General features: G+C 60.3%; 16 protein-coding genes. 13 read left to right on the plus strand and 3 right to left on the minus strand.

Annotated elements, in window-relative coordinates:
- The first annotated feature begins 26 nt into the window (after positions 1–26).
- The 3 genes from ACW9IN_RS23600 (at position 27) to ACW9IN_RS23610 (ending at position 2967) form a co-directional block, all read left to right on the plus strand.
- A complete protein-coding gene (locus ACW9IN_RS23600) occupies positions 27–980 on the plus strand; it encodes a 2-hydroxyacid dehydrogenase (RefSeq protein WP_457368076.1) in 954 nt (317 codons plus the stop codon).
- A gap of 129 nt (positions 981–1109) precedes the next feature.
- Positions 1110–2177 (plus strand): phosphotransferase family protein, encoded by a 1068-nt coding sequence (locus ACW9IN_RS23605; RefSeq protein ID WP_457368077.1) that lies wholly within the window; start codon positions 1110–1112, stop codon positions 2175–2177.
- 22 nt (positions 2178–2199) lie between these two features.
- Entirely contained in the window at positions 2200–2967 is a 768-nt protein-coding gene (locus tag ACW9IN_RS23610; RefSeq protein ID WP_185705565.1) for an SDR family oxidoreductase, read from the plus strand.
- On the opposite strand, the gene ACW9IN_RS23615 is transcribed toward ACW9IN_RS23610, so the two are convergent.
- Positions 2968–3411 carry a carboxymuconolactone decarboxylase family protein gene (locus tag ACW9IN_RS23615; protein WP_457368078.1) on the minus strand — a complete coding sequence of 148 codons (444 nt, stop codon included), beginning with the start codon at positions 3409–3411 and terminating at the stop codon, positions 2968–2970.
- A gap of 163 nt (positions 3412–3574) precedes the next feature.
- On the opposite strand from ACW9IN_RS23615, the gene pdxR reads away from it, so the two are divergent.
- The 3 genes from pdxR (at position 3575) to ACW9IN_RS23630 (ending at position 5871) form a co-directional block, all read left to right on the plus strand.
- Positions 3575–5008, plus strand: a complete 1434-nt coding sequence (gene pdxR / locus ACW9IN_RS23620) for a MocR-like pyridoxine biosynthesis transcription factor PdxR (protein WP_457368079.1) — start codon at positions 3575–3577, stop codon at positions 5006–5008.
- Between the two features lie 83 nt (positions 5009–5091).
- Complete coding sequence (locus ACW9IN_RS23625; RefSeq protein ID WP_457368080.1) at positions 5092–5373, plus strand: putative quinol monooxygenase; 282 nt, start codon at positions 5092–5094, stop codon at positions 5371–5373.
- A gap of 96 nt (positions 5374–5469) precedes the next feature.
- The gene (locus tag ACW9IN_RS23630) at positions 5470–5871 is read left to right on the plus strand and encodes a cupin domain-containing protein (RefSeq protein WP_457368081.1); all 402 of its coding nucleotides are present in this window, start codon (positions 5470–5472) and stop codon (positions 5869–5871) included.
- Between the two features lie 31 nt (positions 5872–5902).
- On the opposite strand, the gene ACW9IN_RS23635 is transcribed toward ACW9IN_RS23630, so the two are convergent.
- Complete coding sequence (locus ACW9IN_RS23635; RefSeq protein ID WP_457368082.1) at positions 5903–6532, minus strand: DNA-3-methyladenine glycosylase I; 630 nt, start codon at positions 6530–6532, stop codon at positions 5903–5905.
- A 217-nt stretch (positions 6533–6749) separates the two neighbouring features.
- Here ACW9IN_RS23635 and ACW9IN_RS23640 point away from each other — a divergent pair, with 217 nt between their 5' ends.
- The 4 genes from ACW9IN_RS23640 (at position 6750) to ACW9IN_RS23655 (ending at position 10773) form a co-directional block, all read left to right on the plus strand.
- Positions 6750–8075, plus strand: a complete 1326-nt coding sequence (locus ACW9IN_RS23640; protein WP_457368099.1) for a C4-dicarboxylate transporter DctA — start codon at positions 6750–6752, stop codon at positions 8073–8075.
- 171 nt (positions 8076–8246) lie between these two features.
- A complete protein-coding gene (locus tag ACW9IN_RS23645; protein WP_457368083.1) occupies positions 8247–8948 on the plus strand; it encodes a FadR/GntR family transcriptional regulator in 702 nt (233 codons plus the stop codon).
- Between the two features lie 16 nt (positions 8949–8964).
- Positions 8965–9645, plus strand: a complete 681-nt coding sequence (locus ACW9IN_RS23650; RefSeq protein WP_457368084.1) for a GntR family transcriptional regulator — start codon at positions 8965–8967, stop codon at positions 9643–9645.
- Positions 9646–9816: 171 nt separating this feature from the next.
- Positions 9817–10773, plus strand: coding sequence for a hypothetical protein (locus ACW9IN_RS23655; protein ID WP_457368085.1), 957 nt, complete (start codon positions 9817–9819; stop codon positions 10771–10773).
- A gap of 66 nt (positions 10774–10839) precedes the next feature.
- On the opposite strand, the gene ACW9IN_RS23660 is transcribed toward ACW9IN_RS23655, so the two are convergent.
- Complete coding sequence (locus tag ACW9IN_RS23660) at positions 10840–15699, minus strand: NAD-glutamate dehydrogenase (RefSeq protein ID WP_457368086.1); 4860 nt, start codon at positions 15697–15699, stop codon at positions 10840–10842.
- 468 nt (positions 15700–16167) lie between these two features.
- Between ACW9IN_RS23660 and ACW9IN_RS23665 the strand changes: the two genes are divergently transcribed.
- The 3 genes from ACW9IN_RS23665 to ACW9IN_RS23675 all read left to right on the plus strand — a co-directional run bounded on the left by ACW9IN_RS23665 (position 16168) and on the right by ACW9IN_RS23675 (position 19606).
- Positions 16168–17868 carry a dermonecrotic toxin domain-containing protein gene (locus ACW9IN_RS23665; protein ID WP_457368087.1) on the plus strand — a complete coding sequence of 567 codons (1701 nt, stop codon included), beginning with the start codon at positions 16168–16170 and terminating at the stop codon, positions 17866–17868.
- Positions 17869–17974: 106 nt separating this feature from the next.
- Positions 17975–18325 carry a hypothetical protein gene (locus ACW9IN_RS23670; protein ID WP_457368088.1) on the plus strand — a complete coding sequence of 117 codons (351 nt, stop codon included), beginning with the start codon at positions 17975–17977 and terminating at the stop codon, positions 18323–18325.
- Positions 18326–18646: 321 nt separating this feature from the next.
- The gene (locus ACW9IN_RS23675) at positions 18647–19606 is read left to right on the plus strand and encodes an AAA family ATPase (protein WP_457368089.1); all 960 of its coding nucleotides are present in this window, start codon (positions 18647–18649) and stop codon (positions 19604–19606) included.
- Positions 19607–19610 lie beyond the last annotated feature (4 nt).

Below are 19610 nucleotides of genomic sequence, written 5' to 3' on the forward strand. Positions count from 1 at the left end.
TCAAACCCCTCAGGAAGAGCGTTCCGATGTCCACCACTGTTCTGGTTCTGGTCGAAACCATCAACGAATACCTGCAAATCATCGAGAGCAACGACTTTCATGTGATTCTGGCGCCGACGCCAGCGGAGCGCGCCCAGGCGATCAAGGCCCACGGCGGGCAGATCAATGCTGTGCTGACCCGTGGTCCGCTGGGCCTGTATGCCGAGGAAATCGCCGCCCTGCCGCTGCTGGAGATCATCTGCGTGATCGGCGCCGGCTATGAGCATGTGGACCTGCAAGCCGCCAGCAATCGCGGGATCGTGGTCACCAACGGTGCCGGGGTCAATGCCCCTTCGGTGGCCGACCACGCCATGGCCTTGCTGCTGTCACTGGTACGCGGCATTCCCCAGACGGACGCAGCGGTACGCCGCAGCGAGTGGCCCAAGGTGATGCGCCCGTCCCTGGGCGGCAAGCAGCTAGGCATCCTCGGGCTGGGGGCCGTGGGCCTGGAGATCGCCAGGCGCGCGTCCCTGGGCTTCGGCATGGAAGTGAGCTATCACAATCGCCAACCCCGTGATGACGTGGACTACACCTACTGCGCCACCGCCGTGGAGCTGGCACGCAATTCGGACTTCCTGATCCTGGCCACGCCCGGTGGCCCCAGCACTCGGCACCTGATCGACCGCCACGCGCTGGACGCGCTGGGGCCGAATGGCTACCTGGTGAATATCGGCCGTGGCAGCGTGGTGGTCACCGACGACCTGGTGGCAGCCCTTGAACAGCGGCGTATCGGCGGCGCGGCGCTGGACGTGTTCGACGACGAACCCAAGGTGCCCGATGCGCTCAAGCGCCTGAGCAATACCGTGCTCACTTCCCATGTGGCCGGTCTGTCGCCGGAAGCCGCTCACGATACCGTGCAACGGGTGGCCGACAACCTGGTGGAGTACTTTGCCGGCCGCCCCGTACTCACGCCGGTCGCCCTGCCCCCACCCGAAAAATGACCGATCAGGCACGCTGATTATCATCCAACACGCTAACCTATTAAGCCGCCCCGACCTTGTCGCTGGGCGGCTGCGCGCATTAGATTAGGAAATAGTCCGAGGCCTTTAGAATAAGCAGAAGGGATAAGCATGGCGCTTAACGACCAATCGACCCAGATTCGCCCAGGCGAAGAACTTGATGCCAGCCTGATCGATCCCTACCTCAAGGCACATATTCCGGGCCTGCATGGCACACCGACCATCAGCCAGTTCCCCGGCGGCGCGTCGAACCTGACCTACCTGCTGGAATACCCGGGCCAGGAATTCGTCCTGCGTCGCCCGCCCTTTGGCCACAAGGCCAAGTCCGCCCACGACATGGGCCGCGAATACCGCATTCTCAACCAACTGAAAGATGGCTTCCCGTACTGCCCCAAGGCCTACGTGCATTGCACCGATGATTCGGTGATCGGCGCCGAGTTCTATGTGATGGAGCGGGTCAACGGCATTATCCTGCGCTCCGACTTGCCCGCCGAACTGGGCCTGGACGCCACTCGAACCGAGGCGCTGTGCAAAAGCTTCATCGACAAATTCGTCGAATTGCACCAGGTGGACTACAGCGCCTGCGGCCTGGCCGACCTGGGCAAGCCAGAAGGCTATGTGGAACGTCAGATCCGTGGCTGGAGCGACCGCTACGAGAAAGCCCTGACTCCCGACGCCCCACGCTGGGAAGCCGTGCGTGCCTGGCTCAATGACAAGATGCCCGCCGACCATCCCACGTCGAGCATCGTGCACAACGACTACCGCTTCGACAACGTGATCCTCGATCCACACAACCCGATGCAGATCATCGGCGTGCTGGACTGGGAGCTGACCACCCTGGGCGACCCGCTGATGGACTTGGGCAACACCCTCGCCTACTGGATCGAAGCGGCCGACCCGGCGCCCGTCCAATTGATGCGCCGCCAACCGAGCAATGCCCCCGGCATGCTCACCCGTCGCCAGTTCGTGGACTATTACGCCGAACGCGCGGGTATTCGCATCGATAACTTCGACTTCTACTACACCTACGGCCTGTTCCGCCTGGCCGGCATCGTGCAACAGATCTACTACCGCTTCTTCCACGGCCAGACCCAGGACAAACGCTTTGCGCAGTTCATCCACATGAACAAGCTGCTGGAGCAGATGAGCCTGGCCGTCATCGGTAAATCAGCCCTCTGACTACAAGAACAAGGAACCCTCCATGTCCAAGACCAACCTGTTCGACCTCGACGGCAAGATCGCGTTTGTGTCCGGCGCCAGCCGGGGTATCGGCGAGGCCATCGCCAAACTGCTCGCCCAGCAAGGCGCCCATGTGATCGTCTCCAGCCGCAAGCTGGAAGGCTGCCAGCACGTGGCTGATGCGATTATCGCCGACGGCGGCAAGGCCACGGCCGTGGCTTGTCATATTGGTGAGATGGAGCAGATCACCCAGGTGTTCGCCGGGATTCGCGAGCAGTTCGGCCGCCTGGACATCCTGGTCAACAACGCCGCCACCAACCCGCAGTTCTGCAACGTGCTGGACACCGACCTCGGCGCCTTCCAGAAAACCGTGGATGTGAATATCCGCGGTTACTTCTTCATGTCGGTGGAAGCCGGCAAGCTGATGCGCGAGAACGGCGGCGGCAGCATCATCAACGTTGCGTCGATCAACGGGATTTCCCCGGGCGTGTTCCAGGGCATCTATTCGGTGACCAAGGCCGCCGTGATCAACATGACCAAGGTGTTCGCCAAGGAGTGCGCGGCCTTCGGCATCCGTTGCAACGCCCTGCTGCCGGGCCTTACCGACACCAAGTTCGCTTCGGCCCTGGTGAAGAACGATTCGATCCTGAAAATGGCCCTGGCACAGATCCCGCTCAAGCGCGTGGCCGAGCCGAGCGAGATGGCCGGTGCGGTGCTGTTCCTGGCCAGCGATGCGTCCAGCTACACCACCGGCGTGTCGCTGAACGTGGACGGCGGCTTCCTGTCCTGATCAGGCGTTCGGCGGCTGCTGCCGAAAGCTCACCGCCAGGCGGTTCCAGCCACTGATGCTGGACACCGCCATGGTCAGGTCCACCAGTTCCTGCTCGCTGAACTCCAGGCGCACCGCCGCGAACAGTTCATCCGGCACCCCCGAGGTCGGCAGCGATGCTACCGACTCGCTCCAGGCCAAAGCGGCCTTCTCCCGCGCCGAGAAAAACGGCGAATCGCGCCAGACGCACAAGGCAAACAGACGGCGCTCGCTTTCGCCCCGTTGACGCGCTGCCATCGAATGCATGTCGGTGCAGAACCCGCAGTGGTTGAGCTGCGAGACGCGGATCTTGATCAATTCCAGCAACGGCTTTTCGATCGACAGGCCAAAGGTGTTCGCTTCCAGCATCAGCATGCCCTTGAGCGCTTGCGGTGAGGCGGCGTAGTAATCCAGGCGCGGTTCCATGGGAGTGGTCTCTGATATCGGTTCGATGACAAGCCAGCCTAAAGCCCACGTGGAATAAGCCCTATAGCCAATCCGGCGGTTTTTGAGGAGGCCGTTTTGGGCGTTTTCCTGACTGGGTTATTGCGAGTAATCTGGTCGCAGTTTGAATGCCACAGGGTGAAACATGGAACTGCACGTCGTGATCAACGGGCGAAAGGATTTGGCCGATCAGCTTTACCGGCAACTGCGCGAAGCGATCAGTTCCGGGCGCCTGGCCGCCGGCGCGCAACTGCCGCCGAGCCGCTTGCTGGCGGAACAATTGGGCGTGTCCCGCAAGACCGTCTCCGACACCTACGCGACCCTGACCTACGAGGGTTTGCTGGTAGGCCAGACGGGCCGCGGCACCTTTGTCAGCGCCCGCACGCCCCAGAGCAACCACCTGCCGATTGCCACCGAACTGGCCTGCGCCACCAGCCTGGCCCGATGGGCATCGTTGCCCTCGCCCATGCGTCATCCCACCCGCGACAGCACCCTGCGCTACGAATTCATCGGTGGCGCCACCACCCGCACCCAGTTCCCCCAGGATGAATGGCGGCGCTGCACCCAGGACGCCTTGCGCCGGATCGCCCAGAACAGCGGTTTCTACAGCCAGCCCGAGGGGCTGCCGGTGTTGCGCGATGCCATCGCCGGGCACATCGCGTTTTCGCGCGGGGTCAAATGCCGCGACAGCGACATCGTGGTCACCAATGGCGCGCAGCAGGCCCTGGACCTGCTCGCCCGCGTGGTGCTGGAACCGGGCTGCACCGTCGCCATGGAAGACCCCGGCTACAGCCCCGCGCGCCAGCTGTTCACGGCGATGGGCGCCCATGTGCAGGGCGTGCCGGTGGACGCAGAAGGTATCCGAGTCGAACTGATTCCCGACGGCACACGCCTGATCTACGTCACGCCTTCACACCAGTTCCCCCTCGGCATGCCCATGAGCCTGCCGCGCCGTGAAGCGCTGCTGGCACGTGCGTTCGAGCTGGGCGCGATCGTGATCGAAGACGACTACGACAGCGAATTCCGCTACGAAGGTCGCCCCACCGACTCGCTGCAAAGCATGGATACCCGGGGCGTGGTGACCTATGTCGGCACTTTCTCGAAGACCCTGCTGCCCGAATTGCGCCTGGGCTATCTGGTGCTGCCACCGGTGCTGCTTGGTGCGGTCGTCAAGGCCAAACAATTGACCGACCAGCACAGCTCCACCCTGCCGCAATGGGCGCTGGCCAAGTTCATCAGCGAGGGTTACCTGCTCAAGCACATCCGCCGCTGCCACAACGTGTACGCAGGGCGCCGCGAGCGCATTCTGCAGCGCCTGGCGGGCGACCTGTCACCGTGGTTCGAAGCGGTGCCGACCGTGGCCGGGTTCCATATGGCGGCGCTGTGCAAGGTGACGGTGAACATTCCCCTGCTGATCGGGCTGGCGCGCCAGGTGGAGGTGGGGCTGTACCCGCTGGACGTGTTCTTCCACGAGACACCGGTTCGCCCGGGACTGATCATCGGCTTTGGCGCCATCGAAACCCTCGACATCGACCCGGCCCTGGACAAGGTGCGCGACATCCTCCAGCAAATTGGCTGACGGACTTTCCGGCGAATTGGTCATTGGTCCCGGCGCGATCAGCCCCTAGCCTGTGCACTGACCCCGCCCCGGAGACCATCGCCATGCCTGCCAGTGCCTTCAACACCGTTCACGTTCGTGCCGCCGCCGGGCGTTCGTCCGAGCTCGGCGAGCATCTGCAAAAGATTGCCCTGGCGGTGCGCAGCGCGCCGGGCTGCCTGGAGTATGCCGTGCACCGCAGCCCGGTGGACCCCGACCTGTGGTCCGTCAACGGGCGCTGGGCCAGCGCCGAAGAACTGCGCGCGCACTTTGAGCTGCCGGCGCTGCAAGGCTTTATCGAACTGACCCGCCAGTGCCTGGCTACACGCCTGGACTTCGATCATTGACCGATTGGTCTCCCGGCCTTGCGCAGGATTGGTCATTGGTCACCCGCCGTCCTGGGCGTAGGGTGAAAGCGTCTCGAATCACTCGGAAACCTCATCATGAAACGACTGATCACAGCTTCCCTGATACTCGCTTCGTTCGGCGCCTTCGCCCATGAGCCGGTGTACAACCAGGAATCGATCAAGGTGCTGCAAGAGCACGCCCTGGTCAACGTGCCCGGCAAGAAAACCATCATGCTCACCGTGAGCTACGCCCCCGGCCAGGCGACCGTGCCCCACAGCCACACGGGCACCGCCGTGGCCTATGTGCTGGAAGGTGAAATCACCTCACGGGTCAACGACGAAAAGGCCGTGACCTACAAGGCCGGCGAGACCTTCTACGAACCCGCCGGTTCGCGGCACTTCGAATCCAGCAACGCCAGCCAGACGAAGCCGGCCAAGCTGCTGGTGGTGATGGTGCTGGATGACAAGGCCGACGTGCTCACGCCCTTGCCCAAATAATCCGGCCCCCAGGTGACACTCCTCCGATCAGTCATGGGCGCTTGAAGGCGCGGCGCAGGTCCTCGATCCGTTGGCGGCAGGCACAACCTTCGAGGTGGTCATTGACCATGCCCATGGCCTGCATCAACGCGTACATCGTGGTCGGCCCCACGTACGTCCAGCCGCGTTTCTTCAAGGCCCTGGACAGGCGTACCGATGCCGGCGAGGTGGGGTTGGCGGACCAGTAGGCCAGGTCCACCACCGCCGGGCGTTCTTCCTCACCCGGCTCGAACGCCCACATCCAGTGCGCCAATGAGCCGGTTTCGTCCACCAGCTCGCAGGCACGCCGTGCATTGTTGATGACCGAGACGATCTTGGCCCGGTTGCGCACGATGCCCGGATCATTCATCAGACGCTCGATATCGGCCTCGCCATACTGCGCCAGCCGGCGAAAATCGAACCCCTCGAACGCTGCCCGAAACGCCTCGCGCTTGCGCAGGATGGTGATCCACGCCAGCCCCGCCTGAAAGCCTTCCAGGCAGATTTTTTCGAACAACTGCACGTCGTCTGCTACCGGCACGCCCCACTCATGATCGTGATAAGGCGGGTATTGCGGCGCGGCCGTGCGCCAGGTGCAGTGCATTTGCCCGGATTCGTCGGGGGTCAGTCCTGATATTTCCATCCATCACCTCATACGCTTGGCCCGGGATGATAAGCGAAAAAATTTTACCCCCGCCAACCGCTCAAGCATCACCTTCACCGACCAACTGGTCAGACCGGGACCTGTCAACCGACGAATATTTACTTGTAGTTTCAAAAAAACCCGGCGTAGACTGGCCCCGCACTGGACTTACCGGTATGACCACAACAATTAAGCCCTGGAATCACCAGGGCACCGAATAGAGATCCTTCCCATGTTCAGATGGTGCTCGCGTTCGATTTTCCTGCAAGTCGTGATCGGCCTGATCTTAGGCATCGTGTGCGGCTTGGCCCTTCCCGAATTCTCCTCGCAACTCAAACCCCTGGGTGACGGCTTTATCAAGCTGATCAAGATGCTGATCGGCCTGATCGTGTTTTGCGTCGTGGTCAGCGGCATCTCCGGCGCCGGCGACTTGAAGAAAGTCGGGCGCATCGGTCTCAAGTCGGTGATCTACTTTGAAGTGCTCACCACCGTCGCCCTGGTGATCGGCCTGGTGATGGCCTTCAGCACCGGTATCGGCCAAGGCGCCAATATCCACCTGGAGCAATTATCGTCCGCAGGCCTGAATGAACTGGCCGACAAGGGCCAGCACATCCGCGGCACCAGCCAGTTCCTGATGGACCTGATCCCCAACTCGGTGATCGGCGCGTTTGCCGACAATAACGTGCTGCAAGTGCTGCTGTTCTCGGTGCTGTTCGGCAGCGCGTTGAACCTGGTGGGTGAGTCGGCGTCGGGGATTTCGCGGCTGATCAACGAATTGAGCCATATCGTGTTTCGCATCATGGGCATGATCGTGCGCCTGGCGCCCATCGGCGTGTTCGGTGCAATCGCGTTCACCACCAGCACCTATGGCCTGGACTCCCTGCAACACCTGGGCAGCCTGGTGGGCCTGTTCTACCTGACCTGCTTCGCGTTCGTCGCACTGATCCTCGGCCTGGTGATGCGCCTGTCCGGCCTGCGCATGCTGCCGTTGCTCAAATACCTGCGCGAAGAACTGCTGATCGTGATGGGCACCGCCTCCTCCGACGCCGTGTTGCCACAGATCATGCGCAAACTCGAACACCTGGGTATCGGCAGCTCCACCGTGGGCCTGGTGATTCCGACGGGCTATTCATTCAACCTCGACGGTTTCTCCATCTACCTGACACTGGCCATCGTGTTTATCGCCAATGCCACCGGCACACCGTTGTCGATGACCGACCTGCTGACCATCCTGCTGGTATCGCTGATCACCTCCAAGGGTGCCCACGGCATACCCGGCTCGGCGTTGGTGATTCTGGCGGCAACCCTCACTGCGATCCCGGCGATTCCGGTCGTCGGCCTGGTGCTGGTGTTGGCGGTGGATTGGTTCATGGGCATCGGGCGCGCACTGACTAACCTGATCGGCAACTGCGTCGCCACCGTGGCCATCGCCCGCTGGGAAAAAGACATCGATATCCAGCGGGCCAACAAGGTGCTCGACGGCCAGCAAGGTTATACCTTTCAGGCCAAGAAACCGGCGTTGCCGGCGCATCAGGAGTTCTGATGCTTTCCTGAAGGCAACACGCATCAATGTGGGAGCTGGCTTGCCTGCGATGGCGATGGATCATCCAATAGATGATGTCGGCTGACAGTCGGTCATCGCAGGCAAGCCAGCTCCCACAAGGGTTTGTCGCTGGATTAACTAACGTATTCGCCACATCAAGGAGAGGTAGACGTGATCAGCACCTCAACCGTCGTCAATTCAGTGGTAGAAAAACTGCGCGCCGCTCTGGCGCGTGGCCAGTGGCGCCAGGGTGAAATGCTGCCCGGCCAACGAGAACTGGCTGAACAGATGGGCATCAGCCGCCCGAGCCTGCGCGAAGCGGTGATCGTGCTGGAAACCCTCGGCCTGGTGCGCTCCATGCCCGGCAGAGGCGTGGTGGTGCTGGAAACCAGCGTCAACGAGCCGCAATCGAGCGACGCCGTCGCCGACGCCAGCCTCGAAGACATCCTGCAACTACGCTACACCCTTGAACCCTTCATCGTCGGTCTGGTGGCCCAGTCCATCAGCAGCAAGGAAGTCGGCCAACTGCGCCTCACCCTCATGGACATGCGCGAAGCTCTCGACGCCGAAGATGCCGAAGCGGGCATGAACGCCTACATCGGTTTTCACGAAGAGCTGTTCGCGTTGACCTCCAACCCGATCTTCCAGAACGTGGTGCAACAGACCAGCAACGCCCTCAAGCAAAGCGCCCAGGTGCTGCGCAACTCCCCAGAGCACCTGGCGGAGCGCTTGCAAGAAAACGAAGCCGTGGTCCGCGCCATCCGCAACAAGAACAGCGCGCTGGCCAGCGCCGAGATGCGTCGGCACATCCTCCAGGAAGGCCTGCGCATGGGCATCCGCTTGAACATCCCGGACGACCATCTGGGCAGCTGACTTCAGGAGACAGGCCATGACCGCTCACGCGCTGCAACACGACCCCATCCTCCCTGCCCTGCGTCTGGTGCCGGGTAAAAAGCCATCGGTGGATGACATCTACCCACGCCTGTTCGACGCCATCCTCGAACAACGCATCGCACCGGCCAGCCGTTTTACCGAAGAAGGCCTGGGCGAAATCTTTGGCGTAAGCCGCAGCGTGATCCGCCGGGTACTGGCCAAGCTTTCCCATCAGCAAGTGATCATCCTGCGCCCCAACCAGCGCGCCCAGGTGGCCGCGCCGGATACCCAGCAAACGCGGCAGATTCTGGAAGCGCGACGGATGACGGAAATCACGGTGGTGCAACTGGCGTGCGCCCAGTCCACACCCGCCCGGGTACGCCAACTGCGCGAGCTGATTACCAGAGAACGCGAATACATTGAACGAGATCAGCGTGGGCCGGCAATTAGAATGTCCGGGGAGTTTCACCTGCAATTAGCGAAAATTGCGGGTAACGCACCGCTGACAAACTTCCTCAACAGCTTGGTGCCGTTGACATCGCTGGCGATTGCTCAATATGAAACACAAGCCTGCACCTATTGCGCATGGCAGGAGCATGGGGCGATTGTCGACGCGATTGAGCAGCATGATGTTACCCGCGCAGTGAACCTGATGACCGAACACCTGAATCATTTGGACAAGCGACTCAATCGCTGACAACTGACCTCCAGCCCCTAGGTATGTACCTCTCCTGATCCGGGGCGGTCCCACAACCTGTGCCTGCACAAATCGAGTGCCTAATCACAGGTCATCATCATGTATACAGACTCCCAAACACTCCCGGCGCTGTACTCATTACTCACTCAGCTGAACGCACGGAAGGACCTATTGGACGAAACGACCAACAGGGCACTTGGACAACTGAATGAGACTGCAACCAGGATCGGCTTTGAACTGTTCTCTCTTGAGAGTTACCACGAGGCCGAGCAATGCCTGACGATCGCGGCCGCGCAAGGCAACGTTGAGGCCCAATACGCAATGGCAACCTGCGTCACACGCCGTGACGGTAGATTTTACGCGCCCTCCGACGAGACCCGTAAATGGCTCGGATCGGCAGCCGCACAACATCACATTCCTTCCCTGATGCGCCTGGGTGATACCGACTCCCTCCACAAGGCGAATGAACTGCTCCAGCCAAAGGCCAACGCCGGTGACACTCAGGCGATGGGACTGCTGTACACCCTCACCAATAATGTCAGCTGGCTGAACATGGCTGTCTCCAAGGGGGATCACGCAGCAGAATTCCAACTGGCCCAAGCGTACCGCAAGACGCCGGGATTGATTCCCAACGCCGTGGAACGCAATGCGCTGATTGAAGAACTCTTGCAGAAAGCAGCTGACGGAGGAAATCTGGAAGCACTGGCGGAGCGTATTTTTTCGAGAGATTCCACCGCCAGTGTTCCGGAAAAACAGCAGCGATTGATCCAACTCGCAGGTGCCGGACAAATGGACGCGTTACTGGAATATGGGTATGCACTGGCGAGCATGCCGAGGAGCGGCGAAGGGATGTCCAACTTTGCACAGAGACATCCCTCAGCACCGCGCACCTATGGGCTTGAGAAAGACTTCGCCAAGGCCTATGCATTGCTGGATATGGCTCTGTCCAAAATGACCGACTACGCGGCCGCGACAATACTGGAGAAGGATATGGACGCCATTTGGCATCAGATGACGTCACAACAGCATTTAGCGTCGAAAGCAATAGCGAACAGCCTGCAGGCAGCCATTCCCAGAGTGTTCAAATCGATGTCACCCTTGATTCTTCTGGGCAGGCTCTACGACTGACGCCCCATAAAAAATCCCCGCATCATTCCATGCGGGGATTTTTGTTTTCAACGACGGATCAATGGTTTAAAGCACCGACTGACCGCTCAACGCCAGGTCCAACAGCTCGCGGTTGGCCACGGCATACATGGCGTAGTCCGTACCGACCGCAGCACGAATTTCCACCATCATCGCTACCCAACGATCGGCCATGTCCTTGTGCTGCTCAAGCCACAGGGCCACGCGTGCTTCCATGTCTTGTGGCGCGTCGGCCATTTGCAGGACAGAGATGGTGATCGCGCGTTGCTGCCAGTCCACGTCATCACGGAACGCTTCACGAGCCTGGGCCTGCCAGTTGTTGGCCACCGGCAGATCGCTGATCTGCTGCAGGTACCACGGCAGGTCCAGGGCACTGCCGACGGCGAAGTAGGCCTTGGCCACTTCGGCGGCGTCATGTCCGGTCACGTCGGCGGCTTCGATGATCGGCAGCAAGGTGTACAGGTGGGTAGTGCCTGCAACCATGCGTGCCAACAACTCCGGAACGCCGGCTTCGGTGTAAGCCTGGTAGCGGGTCTGCCAACCTTCACGGGTCGGGCCTTCCAGCAGTTCGTCGAGCTTGAGACCCAACGCCGCCAGGTGCGGACCGAAGTGTGCGGTGTCACGCCCGGCGTCCTGCTCGTTGCGACGGCTGCGCAGGAACCAGCGCGTGGCGCGACGGCCCAGGCGCATCAGCTCGTCCATCAGTTCCAGTTGCACGTCAGCGGATACCTGGTGGTCCAGGGCTTCGATCTGACGGAACCAGTGCGGGAGGTGGAAGATGTCACGCACGATCACGTAGGCACCGGCCACGTTCGCCGGGCTCATGCCGGTCGACTCCTTGAGTCGTTGAACGAAGGTGATACCCATGTGGTTGACCAGGTCGTTGGCGATCTGGGTGCTGACGATCTCGCGTTTCAGACGGTGACGACGCATGGCTTCGCCGAACTTGGCGACCAGGCTCGGCGGGAACGCGGTTTCCATGTCACGGGTCAGGTAGTCGTCATCCGGTACCAGGGACTTGAGCAACGCTTCCTTGAGGTCGATCTTGCTGTACGAGATCAGCACCGACAGTTCCGGACGGGTCAGGCCCTTCCCAGCGCCGAGGCGTTCGTTGAGCTGCTCCTCGGTCGGCAGGTACTCGATGGCTCGATCCAGCTTGCCACGGCCTTCAAGGTCGTTCATCAGACGCTTGTACTCGGCTGCACGCTCGTAGGCACGACGCGCGGCCAGGGACAGGGCCTGGGTCTGCTTGTAGTTGTTGCCCAACACCAGGTTGCCGACTTCGTCGGTCATGCTCGCCAGCAACTGATTGCGTTGCTTGTCGGTCATGTCACCGGCCTGCACCACTTCGTTGAGCAGGATCTTGATGTTCACTTCGTGGTCGGAGCAGTCCACGCCACCGGCGTTGTCGATGAAGTCGGTGTTGGAACCGCCGCCGTTGAGGCCGAACTCGACGCGACCCAGCTGGGTCATGCCCAGGTTACCGCCCTCGCCCACCACCTTGCAGCGCAGCTCGTTGCCGTTGACGCGCAAAGCGTCGTTGGCCTTGTCGCCCACATCAGCGTGGCTTTCAGTGCTGGCCTTGACGTAGGTACCGATACCGCCGTTCCACAGCAAGTCCACGGGTGCCTTGAGCAGGGCGTTCAGCAATTCGGTCGGGGTCAGCTTGTCGGCCTGAATGTCAAAACGCTCTTTCATCTGGGGCGAGATCGCGACGCTCTTCGCGCTACGCGAGAAGATGCCGCCACCTTCGGACATGATGCTGGTGTCGTAGTCGGACCAGGCCGAGCGCGGCAGTTCGAACATGCGCTTGCGCTCGACGAAGCTGGTGGCCGGGTCCGGGTTCGGATCGATGAAGATATGCAGGTGGTTGAACGCCGCGACCAGTTGCAGCTTGTCGGACATCAACAAGCCGTTACCGAATACGTCGCCGGCCATGTCGCCCACGCCTACCACGGTGATGCTGTCTTCCTGCACGTTGATACCGCGCTCACGGAAGTGACGCTGCACACCCACCCACGCGCCTTTGGCGGTGATACCCATCTTCTTGTGGTCGTAACCGGCGGAACCACCGGAGGCGAACGCGTCGCCCAACCAGAAGCCGTAGTCGATGGCGATGCCGTTGGCGATGTCGGAGAAGGTCGCGGTGCCTTTATCCGCAGCGACCACCAGGTACGGGTCATCATCGTCATGACGCACGACGTTGGCCGGCGGCACCACGTTGCCCTCTTTCAGGTTGTCGGTAATGTCCAGCAAGCCGGAAATGAAGATGCGGTAGCAGGCGATGCCCTCGGCCGCGATCTCGTCACGGCTGCCGCCCAGTGGCAGGCGACGCGGCAGGAAGCCGCCTTTCGCACCCACCGGCACGATGACCGAGTTCTTCACTTGCTGGGCTTTTACCAGGCCGAGCACTTCGGTACGGAAGTCTTCTTCACGGTCGGACCAGCGCAGGCCGCCGCGAGCGACGTTGCCGAAGCGCAGGTGCACGCCTTCGACACGCGGCGAATACACGAAGATTTCGAACTTCGGCACCGGTTTCGGCAGCTCGGGGATGGCACGCGGGTCGAACTTGAAGCTGAAGTACGACTTGTTCTGGCCGTTGGCGTCGGTCTGGTAGAAGTTGGTACGCAGGGTGGCCTTGATCAGGTCCAGGTAGCGACGCAGGATGCGGTCTTCGTTCAGCACCTGAACGTCGTCCAGAGCGCTGAGGATCGCTTGTTCCAGGCGTTGCTGCTTATCGTCCAGGTCTTCGGCAGTGAGCTTGCGCGCCAGGTAGAAGCGGGTCTTGAACAACCGGGTCAACTCGCGGGCGATGTCGGTGTGGTTGTTCAGGGTGCTGGCGATGTAACCCAGGTCGAAGCCCAGGCGGATCTGCTTCAGGTAACGGGCGTAGGCACGCAACAGCGCCACGTCGCGCCACGGCAGGCCGGCGGTCAGTACCAGGCGGTTGAACGCATCGTTTTCGGCGTCGCCATGCACGATGTGCACGAACGCGTCCTGCAGGGTGTCGTTGAGTTGCTGGATGTCCAGGTTCACGCCTTCGGCGGCGATGAACGCAAAATCGTGAATCCAGAACTCACGGCCATTGGCATGGCGCAGACGGTACGGGAACTCGCCCAGCACGCGCAGACCGAGGTTTTCCAGGATCGGCAGCACGTCGGACAACGCCAGCGGGGTGTCGGCGTGGTACAGCTTGCAATGCAGCTCACGCTGGCCGGAAACCTGGCCCAGCGGTTGGTAGAAGCTCATCACCAGCGGGTTGGCTTCGGTAAGGCTGAGCAGGTGTTGCATGTCGACCACGGCCGAGTGCGCAGCAAAGCGCTCGCGGTAACCGGCCGGGAAGCCTTTCGGGAAGTCGGCCAGCACGTTGGTGCCGTGGGCTTCGCCCAAGCTTTCCACCACCAGGCTGGAGTAGTCGTCCTGCCAGCTGCGGCAGGCCTGCACCACTTCTTTTTCCAGTTGCAGCGGGTCGATGTCGATGCGGTTCTTCGGGTCTACACGCAGGATCAATTGCACGCGGGCCAGCACGGACTCGGAGAAGAAGGTCCAGAACTCGCAGTCCGAGGCTTTCAGGCGATCCATCAGCACCTGCTGGATCTTCTGGCGCACTTCGGTGGAATAGATGTCGCGCGGCACGTAGGCCAGGCAGTAGCAGAAACGACCGTATGGGTCTTTGCGCAGGAACACGCGGATCTTGTTGCGTTCCTGGATCTGCACGATGGACATCACGGTGCTGAACAGCTCGTCGACCGGGGTCTGGAACAGGTCGTCGCGGGGCAGCACTTCAACTACCTGGGCCAGTTCCTTGCCCAAGTGAGCCTTGGCCTGGAAACCCGAACGGCGTTCGATTTCCGCGACCTTGCGGCGGATGTACGGAATCACTCGCACGCTTTCGCCATACACCGACGAGGTGTACAGGCCCATGAAGCGGCATTCCTTGACAACCTTGCCGTCGGCGTCGAGCTGGCGGATCGACACGTAATCCGGGTAAGCCGGGCGATGCACGCGGCTTGGGTGGGCGGCCTTGGCGAACGACAGCACGGTCGGTTCGTTCAGGTAAGCCACGGCGTAGTCTTCGATGCGCAGGTCATCGGCGGTGAGGCCGGCGCGCAGCAATTTGGTCAGGCCGAGGAACGAATCGGCGTCATATTTGATATGACCGCCGCCCGCCTCGTCACGTACCACGAACTCTTCATAACCGAGGAAGGTGAAATGGTTGTTCACCAACCATTCCAGGAAGCTCTTGATCTCGGCTTTCTCTTCGCCGTCGATAGCGAACGGGCTGGCGTCGATACCGGCCAGCAGGTCCTGGACCTTGGCTTTCATCGGTTCGAAATCGGCCACGGCCACGCGCACTTCGCCCAATACCTGCTCGAGCTCTTTGCTCAGCACGCTCAGTTCGGCGGCATTGGCGCAACGGTCGATTTCCAGGTACATCAGCGATTCTTGCTGGATGCCCTCGCCCTGGGTGCCTTTTGGCAGGATCTCCAGCAGTTCACCCTTGCCACCACGACGCACGCTGAGCACGGTGGTCTGCAGGGTATGGATGCTGTAGCCACGGCGGTTGAGCTCGGTGCGGACCGAGTCCACCAGGAACGGCAGGTCATGGTGCAGCACTTCGACCGCGGTATGGGTCGACTGCCAGCCATGACGTTCGTAATCGGGGTTGTAGACCCGCACTTGCGGCTGGGTGTGATCAAAGCGCTCAAGCAGGCGCCACGCAGATAGGGTGCAACCGGCCAGGTCGGAAAGGCGACGCTGGGTCAGTTCGTCCAGAGAAATGATGCCGAAGAATTGTTCAGCGAACAGCGCCACTTGTGGCAGTGCCTGTTCACTGATGTGCTGCGCCAGTGCTGCTTGCAGTTGATGCTGGAAGTCGGCCTTGCTGGCTGCGGTGAAGAACGCCATCTGTGGTACTCCGCTTGGGCTTGTTATTGATGAAAGCGTCGCGTGTTATTCACTTGTCGACTCCGGTTCGAGGGTAAGGATAGAAGCACCCTGGCAAATCGAAGTGACAGGTGGGTGAAGCTGGACAAGACATTCAGGTCACATACAACTTCCATGAGATGCACACCGCACCGGGCGACGGTACGACGGGCAGGTCAGACTCCCGGCACAGAGCACATCCGTTGCGCAGCTTAACGAGTGTAAGAAGCCTGGTGCTTGCTGCACTGCGACATATTCGGTCACCAGCACGCAGGACCCGGTTGCACAAGCAGCAACCCATGCTCGAAAGGCTTGAGTAGATACACGTATCCCTACGCAATCAGCCCCAGCATCCCACACCTCAGTGGAACCATAGTCCAAGGTCATGTCACTCAAAGTGGGCGTCAATTCGTTCAAGGAAGATCTCTATCCCTACCCCGAGAGGTCTGTATGCCTATTACGTCGACAACATCTACCCTTCCACACATGCCTACGCCTCAAGCAGCCGGGCATGCAAACGAGGGAGGCAACGCAAAAACACCGAATACGCTCTATAACCCGTCGAGCCTCCCCAACCCACCGACACAAACAAAGGCCACTCTCCAGCCAGAGTGGGCCTCAGCAGCCTACTTTCAAGAACCGGTAAAACGCAATGTACGACTGGATAACCTGGCCAGAAGCTACACACCGATCAAGTCGGATAACGAGATCACCTCAGAGCAGGTAAAAGCGCATATCGCGGAAAAATTCGGAATCACCAACATTGATCCCGATCATACTTACTTGGTCACTATCGCTTTTAATCACAAAAATGATAAGGAACCTAATAAAGGCGTCATCACGCAAAAAATATCGTTAACCGAAGCAGCACGGCTCAATGTCCAGGACATTCACCTTCCGTTTTTCAGTGGCCCGGACTCCAGCAGTGAATACCTTGGTGGCCCGCCTCCGATCGAGATCGACAAAAAGTCGAGGCATACCGATACCGCAAGTGCGGATGGGACCTACCCAACTCCGGAAAACTTCACCTATAACAAATGGACTCACGGGATTTACATAGAGCCTAATCCTGGCGCCCCCAACACCTACGACGCCAGCAACTACGTCCCAATAGATCCTGAAGAATTTAAAAAAATGGTCTGGGACCACGCCTACAAAAAGCCGTACGACGACTATTTGAACAGTTACTGGACGGGTAAAACACGCCGTGAATATATCAACACCGCGACCGTCACCTACTTATTGGGTGCGCACATTCAACATCACAACAAATCATTGACAGAACATGACAGGCAAATTGCCATGCGCGCCGCAGGCGTATCCCCGGATAAAGCCTATCTGAGTACGACGCCCGAGGATTTGGTGCGGCCTTATAAAAGCGACCCGGACCTGGAAACCAAATTCCTCACGTTCAACGGTTACGCATCGAGAATGTTCTACTCTCGCGACAAAACCACACAAAGAACACTTTTATATATCCCCGGCCAAATGCCTCCCCTCCAGGGCTTTGACTCGGTTGAAGCAATGCATCGATGGCTGGGGGAACAACTGAAAGACCCTCAAAAGGCAGATGCACTTAAAATCCAGTTCCGGCCGGAAGACCGTGTCTCTGTAGGCCCCGTTGCAGGATCGCTTGGGGGCGTGTCTCTGGGCGTAGACAAGTTGATTGATTTAATGACTGACAGGTTGAACAACCGGATATCGGAAGAAACCCAGGAAGAGCTACGTTTCTGGAAGGAAGGCATTGTATTCGATGGGGAAGTGATCAAGGGCAATCCCTTTGAAGAACTCCAATACCGTACAGAGAAAGCAGCCAAAGCTGCGTCCGATCAGCGATTCGTACTCAATAGCGACCATACCAAAGACAAGGTGATCAGTTGGTTGAAGATTGCCTCTTACGGTTTATTGCTGCTTGCGCCGCTTGGCATGGCCTTCCCGCCCGTCGGTGCAGCAATCACAGTCGGGGGCGTTGCTCTTGGCGCGACGGAACTCGGAATCGGCATTGACGACAAAATCAACAACCGGCCAGGCGCCACCGAGCGCATCTTCAGCGGCGCCTTCAATACCGGCAAACCCATATTGTTCGAGGGATTCGGGCAAGCCTTCATACCGATTTCGGGAGCCATCAAGCACGCTTCCTTCAAGGTTTGAAGCCACCAGCCAGTAAGCGCCACCCGCACGGACGTGACTTAATAAGCGGCACAAAAGCATGGGGAATGGCAGAATCCCTACTTACCACCCGTAAACAGGATTCCCCATGCAATTCACCACCGCCCACCTGATCGTCAATCCGTGCGATGACGAAGAAGACAACATGGCCATGCTCTGCTGCCACGGCAAAAACGGCGAGATGTTCATGCTGACCCGTTACCCGGACGAAGAGGAAGTGGAGCTGACCTGGGATTACGAGCCGTCCACCCTGGACGGGCTGAAGGTCACCCTGAGCGCCACAACGCTACTGGTGGAACTGGCAGCCGGCGATGCCGACGCGCTGGGCGGCAAAGACCAGTTGGAGATCACCCACGCCACCGCAACCTCCGACATGGCCGAAGTGGAAGAAACCCTGCAAAACATCCTCAAGGGCACCGGCACCTTCAACCGGATCTGAATGTGAGACCCATCATGTGAGACCCATCATGTGGGAGCTGGCTTGTGTGGGAGCCGGCTTGCCTGCGATGCAGGCACCTCGATTTTTCAGAGATACCGCGCTGATGCAATCGCAGCGATGCGGCGACCCGACGAGCCAGCGCCCACAGGGACCGAGCCGCGTCAGTAGAATTTGCGCCCCACACACAAAAATCCTACAAGTTTTCCTAAAAATACTCCGCGCGCCGTTAGTCGCCACCCCCTTCGATGCATTAAAGTAAGCCCCCCAGCCCCGGCGTTTTTTGATCGACACCCGGGCTCATCTCTCCAGGAACCGTCATCGATGGAACATCGTGAAGCGCTGCTCGCGCTGCGAACCTTTCTTTCTTCGCAGATTCTCGGCCAGGAAAAACTCATCGATCGTTTGCTGATCGCCCTGCTCGCCGACGGCCACATGCTGGTGGAAGGCGCTCCGGGCCTGGCCAAGACCAAGGCGATCAAGGAGCTGGCCGAAGGCATCGAAGCGCAGTTCCATCGCATCCAGTTCACCCCCGACCTGCTCCCCGCCGACATTACCGGTACCGAAATCTATCGTCCGGAAACCGGCAGCTTCGTGTTCCAGCAAGGCCCGATCTTCCACAATCTGGTGCTTGCGGATGAAATCAACCGCGCCCCGGCCAAGGTTCAGTCGGCCCTGCTCGAAGCCATGGCCGAGCGCCAGGTCAGCGTCGGACGCAGCACTTATGACCTGTCGCCCTTGTTTCTGGTGATGGCCACGCAAAACCCCATCGAGCAGGAAGGTACCTACCCGTTGCCCGAAGCCCAGCTCGACCGTTTCCTCATGCACGTCAAGATCGGCTTCCCGGACGCCGCCGTGGAGCGCCGTATCCTCCAACAGGCGCGGGGCGAAGCACTCAACGGCGAAACCAAGCCGGAACGCCGCGTCAGCCAGCAGGCGATCTTCGCCGCGCGCAAGGAAATCCTCGGCCTGTACATGGCCGATGCGGTGGAGGAATACCTGGTGCAACTGGTGATGGCCACACGCACCCCGGCCAAGTTCGACGCGGAAATGGCCGAGTGGATCGCCTACGGCGCCAGCCCACGCGGTTCCATCGCGCTCGACCGCTGCGCACGAGCCCATGCCTGGCTGGCCGGTCGCGACTTCGTCAGCCCGGAAGACATCCAGGCGGTGCTGTTCGACGTGTTGCGCCATCGCATCATTCTGTCGTTCGAAGCCGAAGCCGCCGGCATTGACCAGGACCGCGTGGTGCAACGCATTCTCGACGTCGTTGCCGTCGCTTGAACCC

Source organism: Pseudomonas sp. SDO5271_S396 (assembly GCF_054071795.1).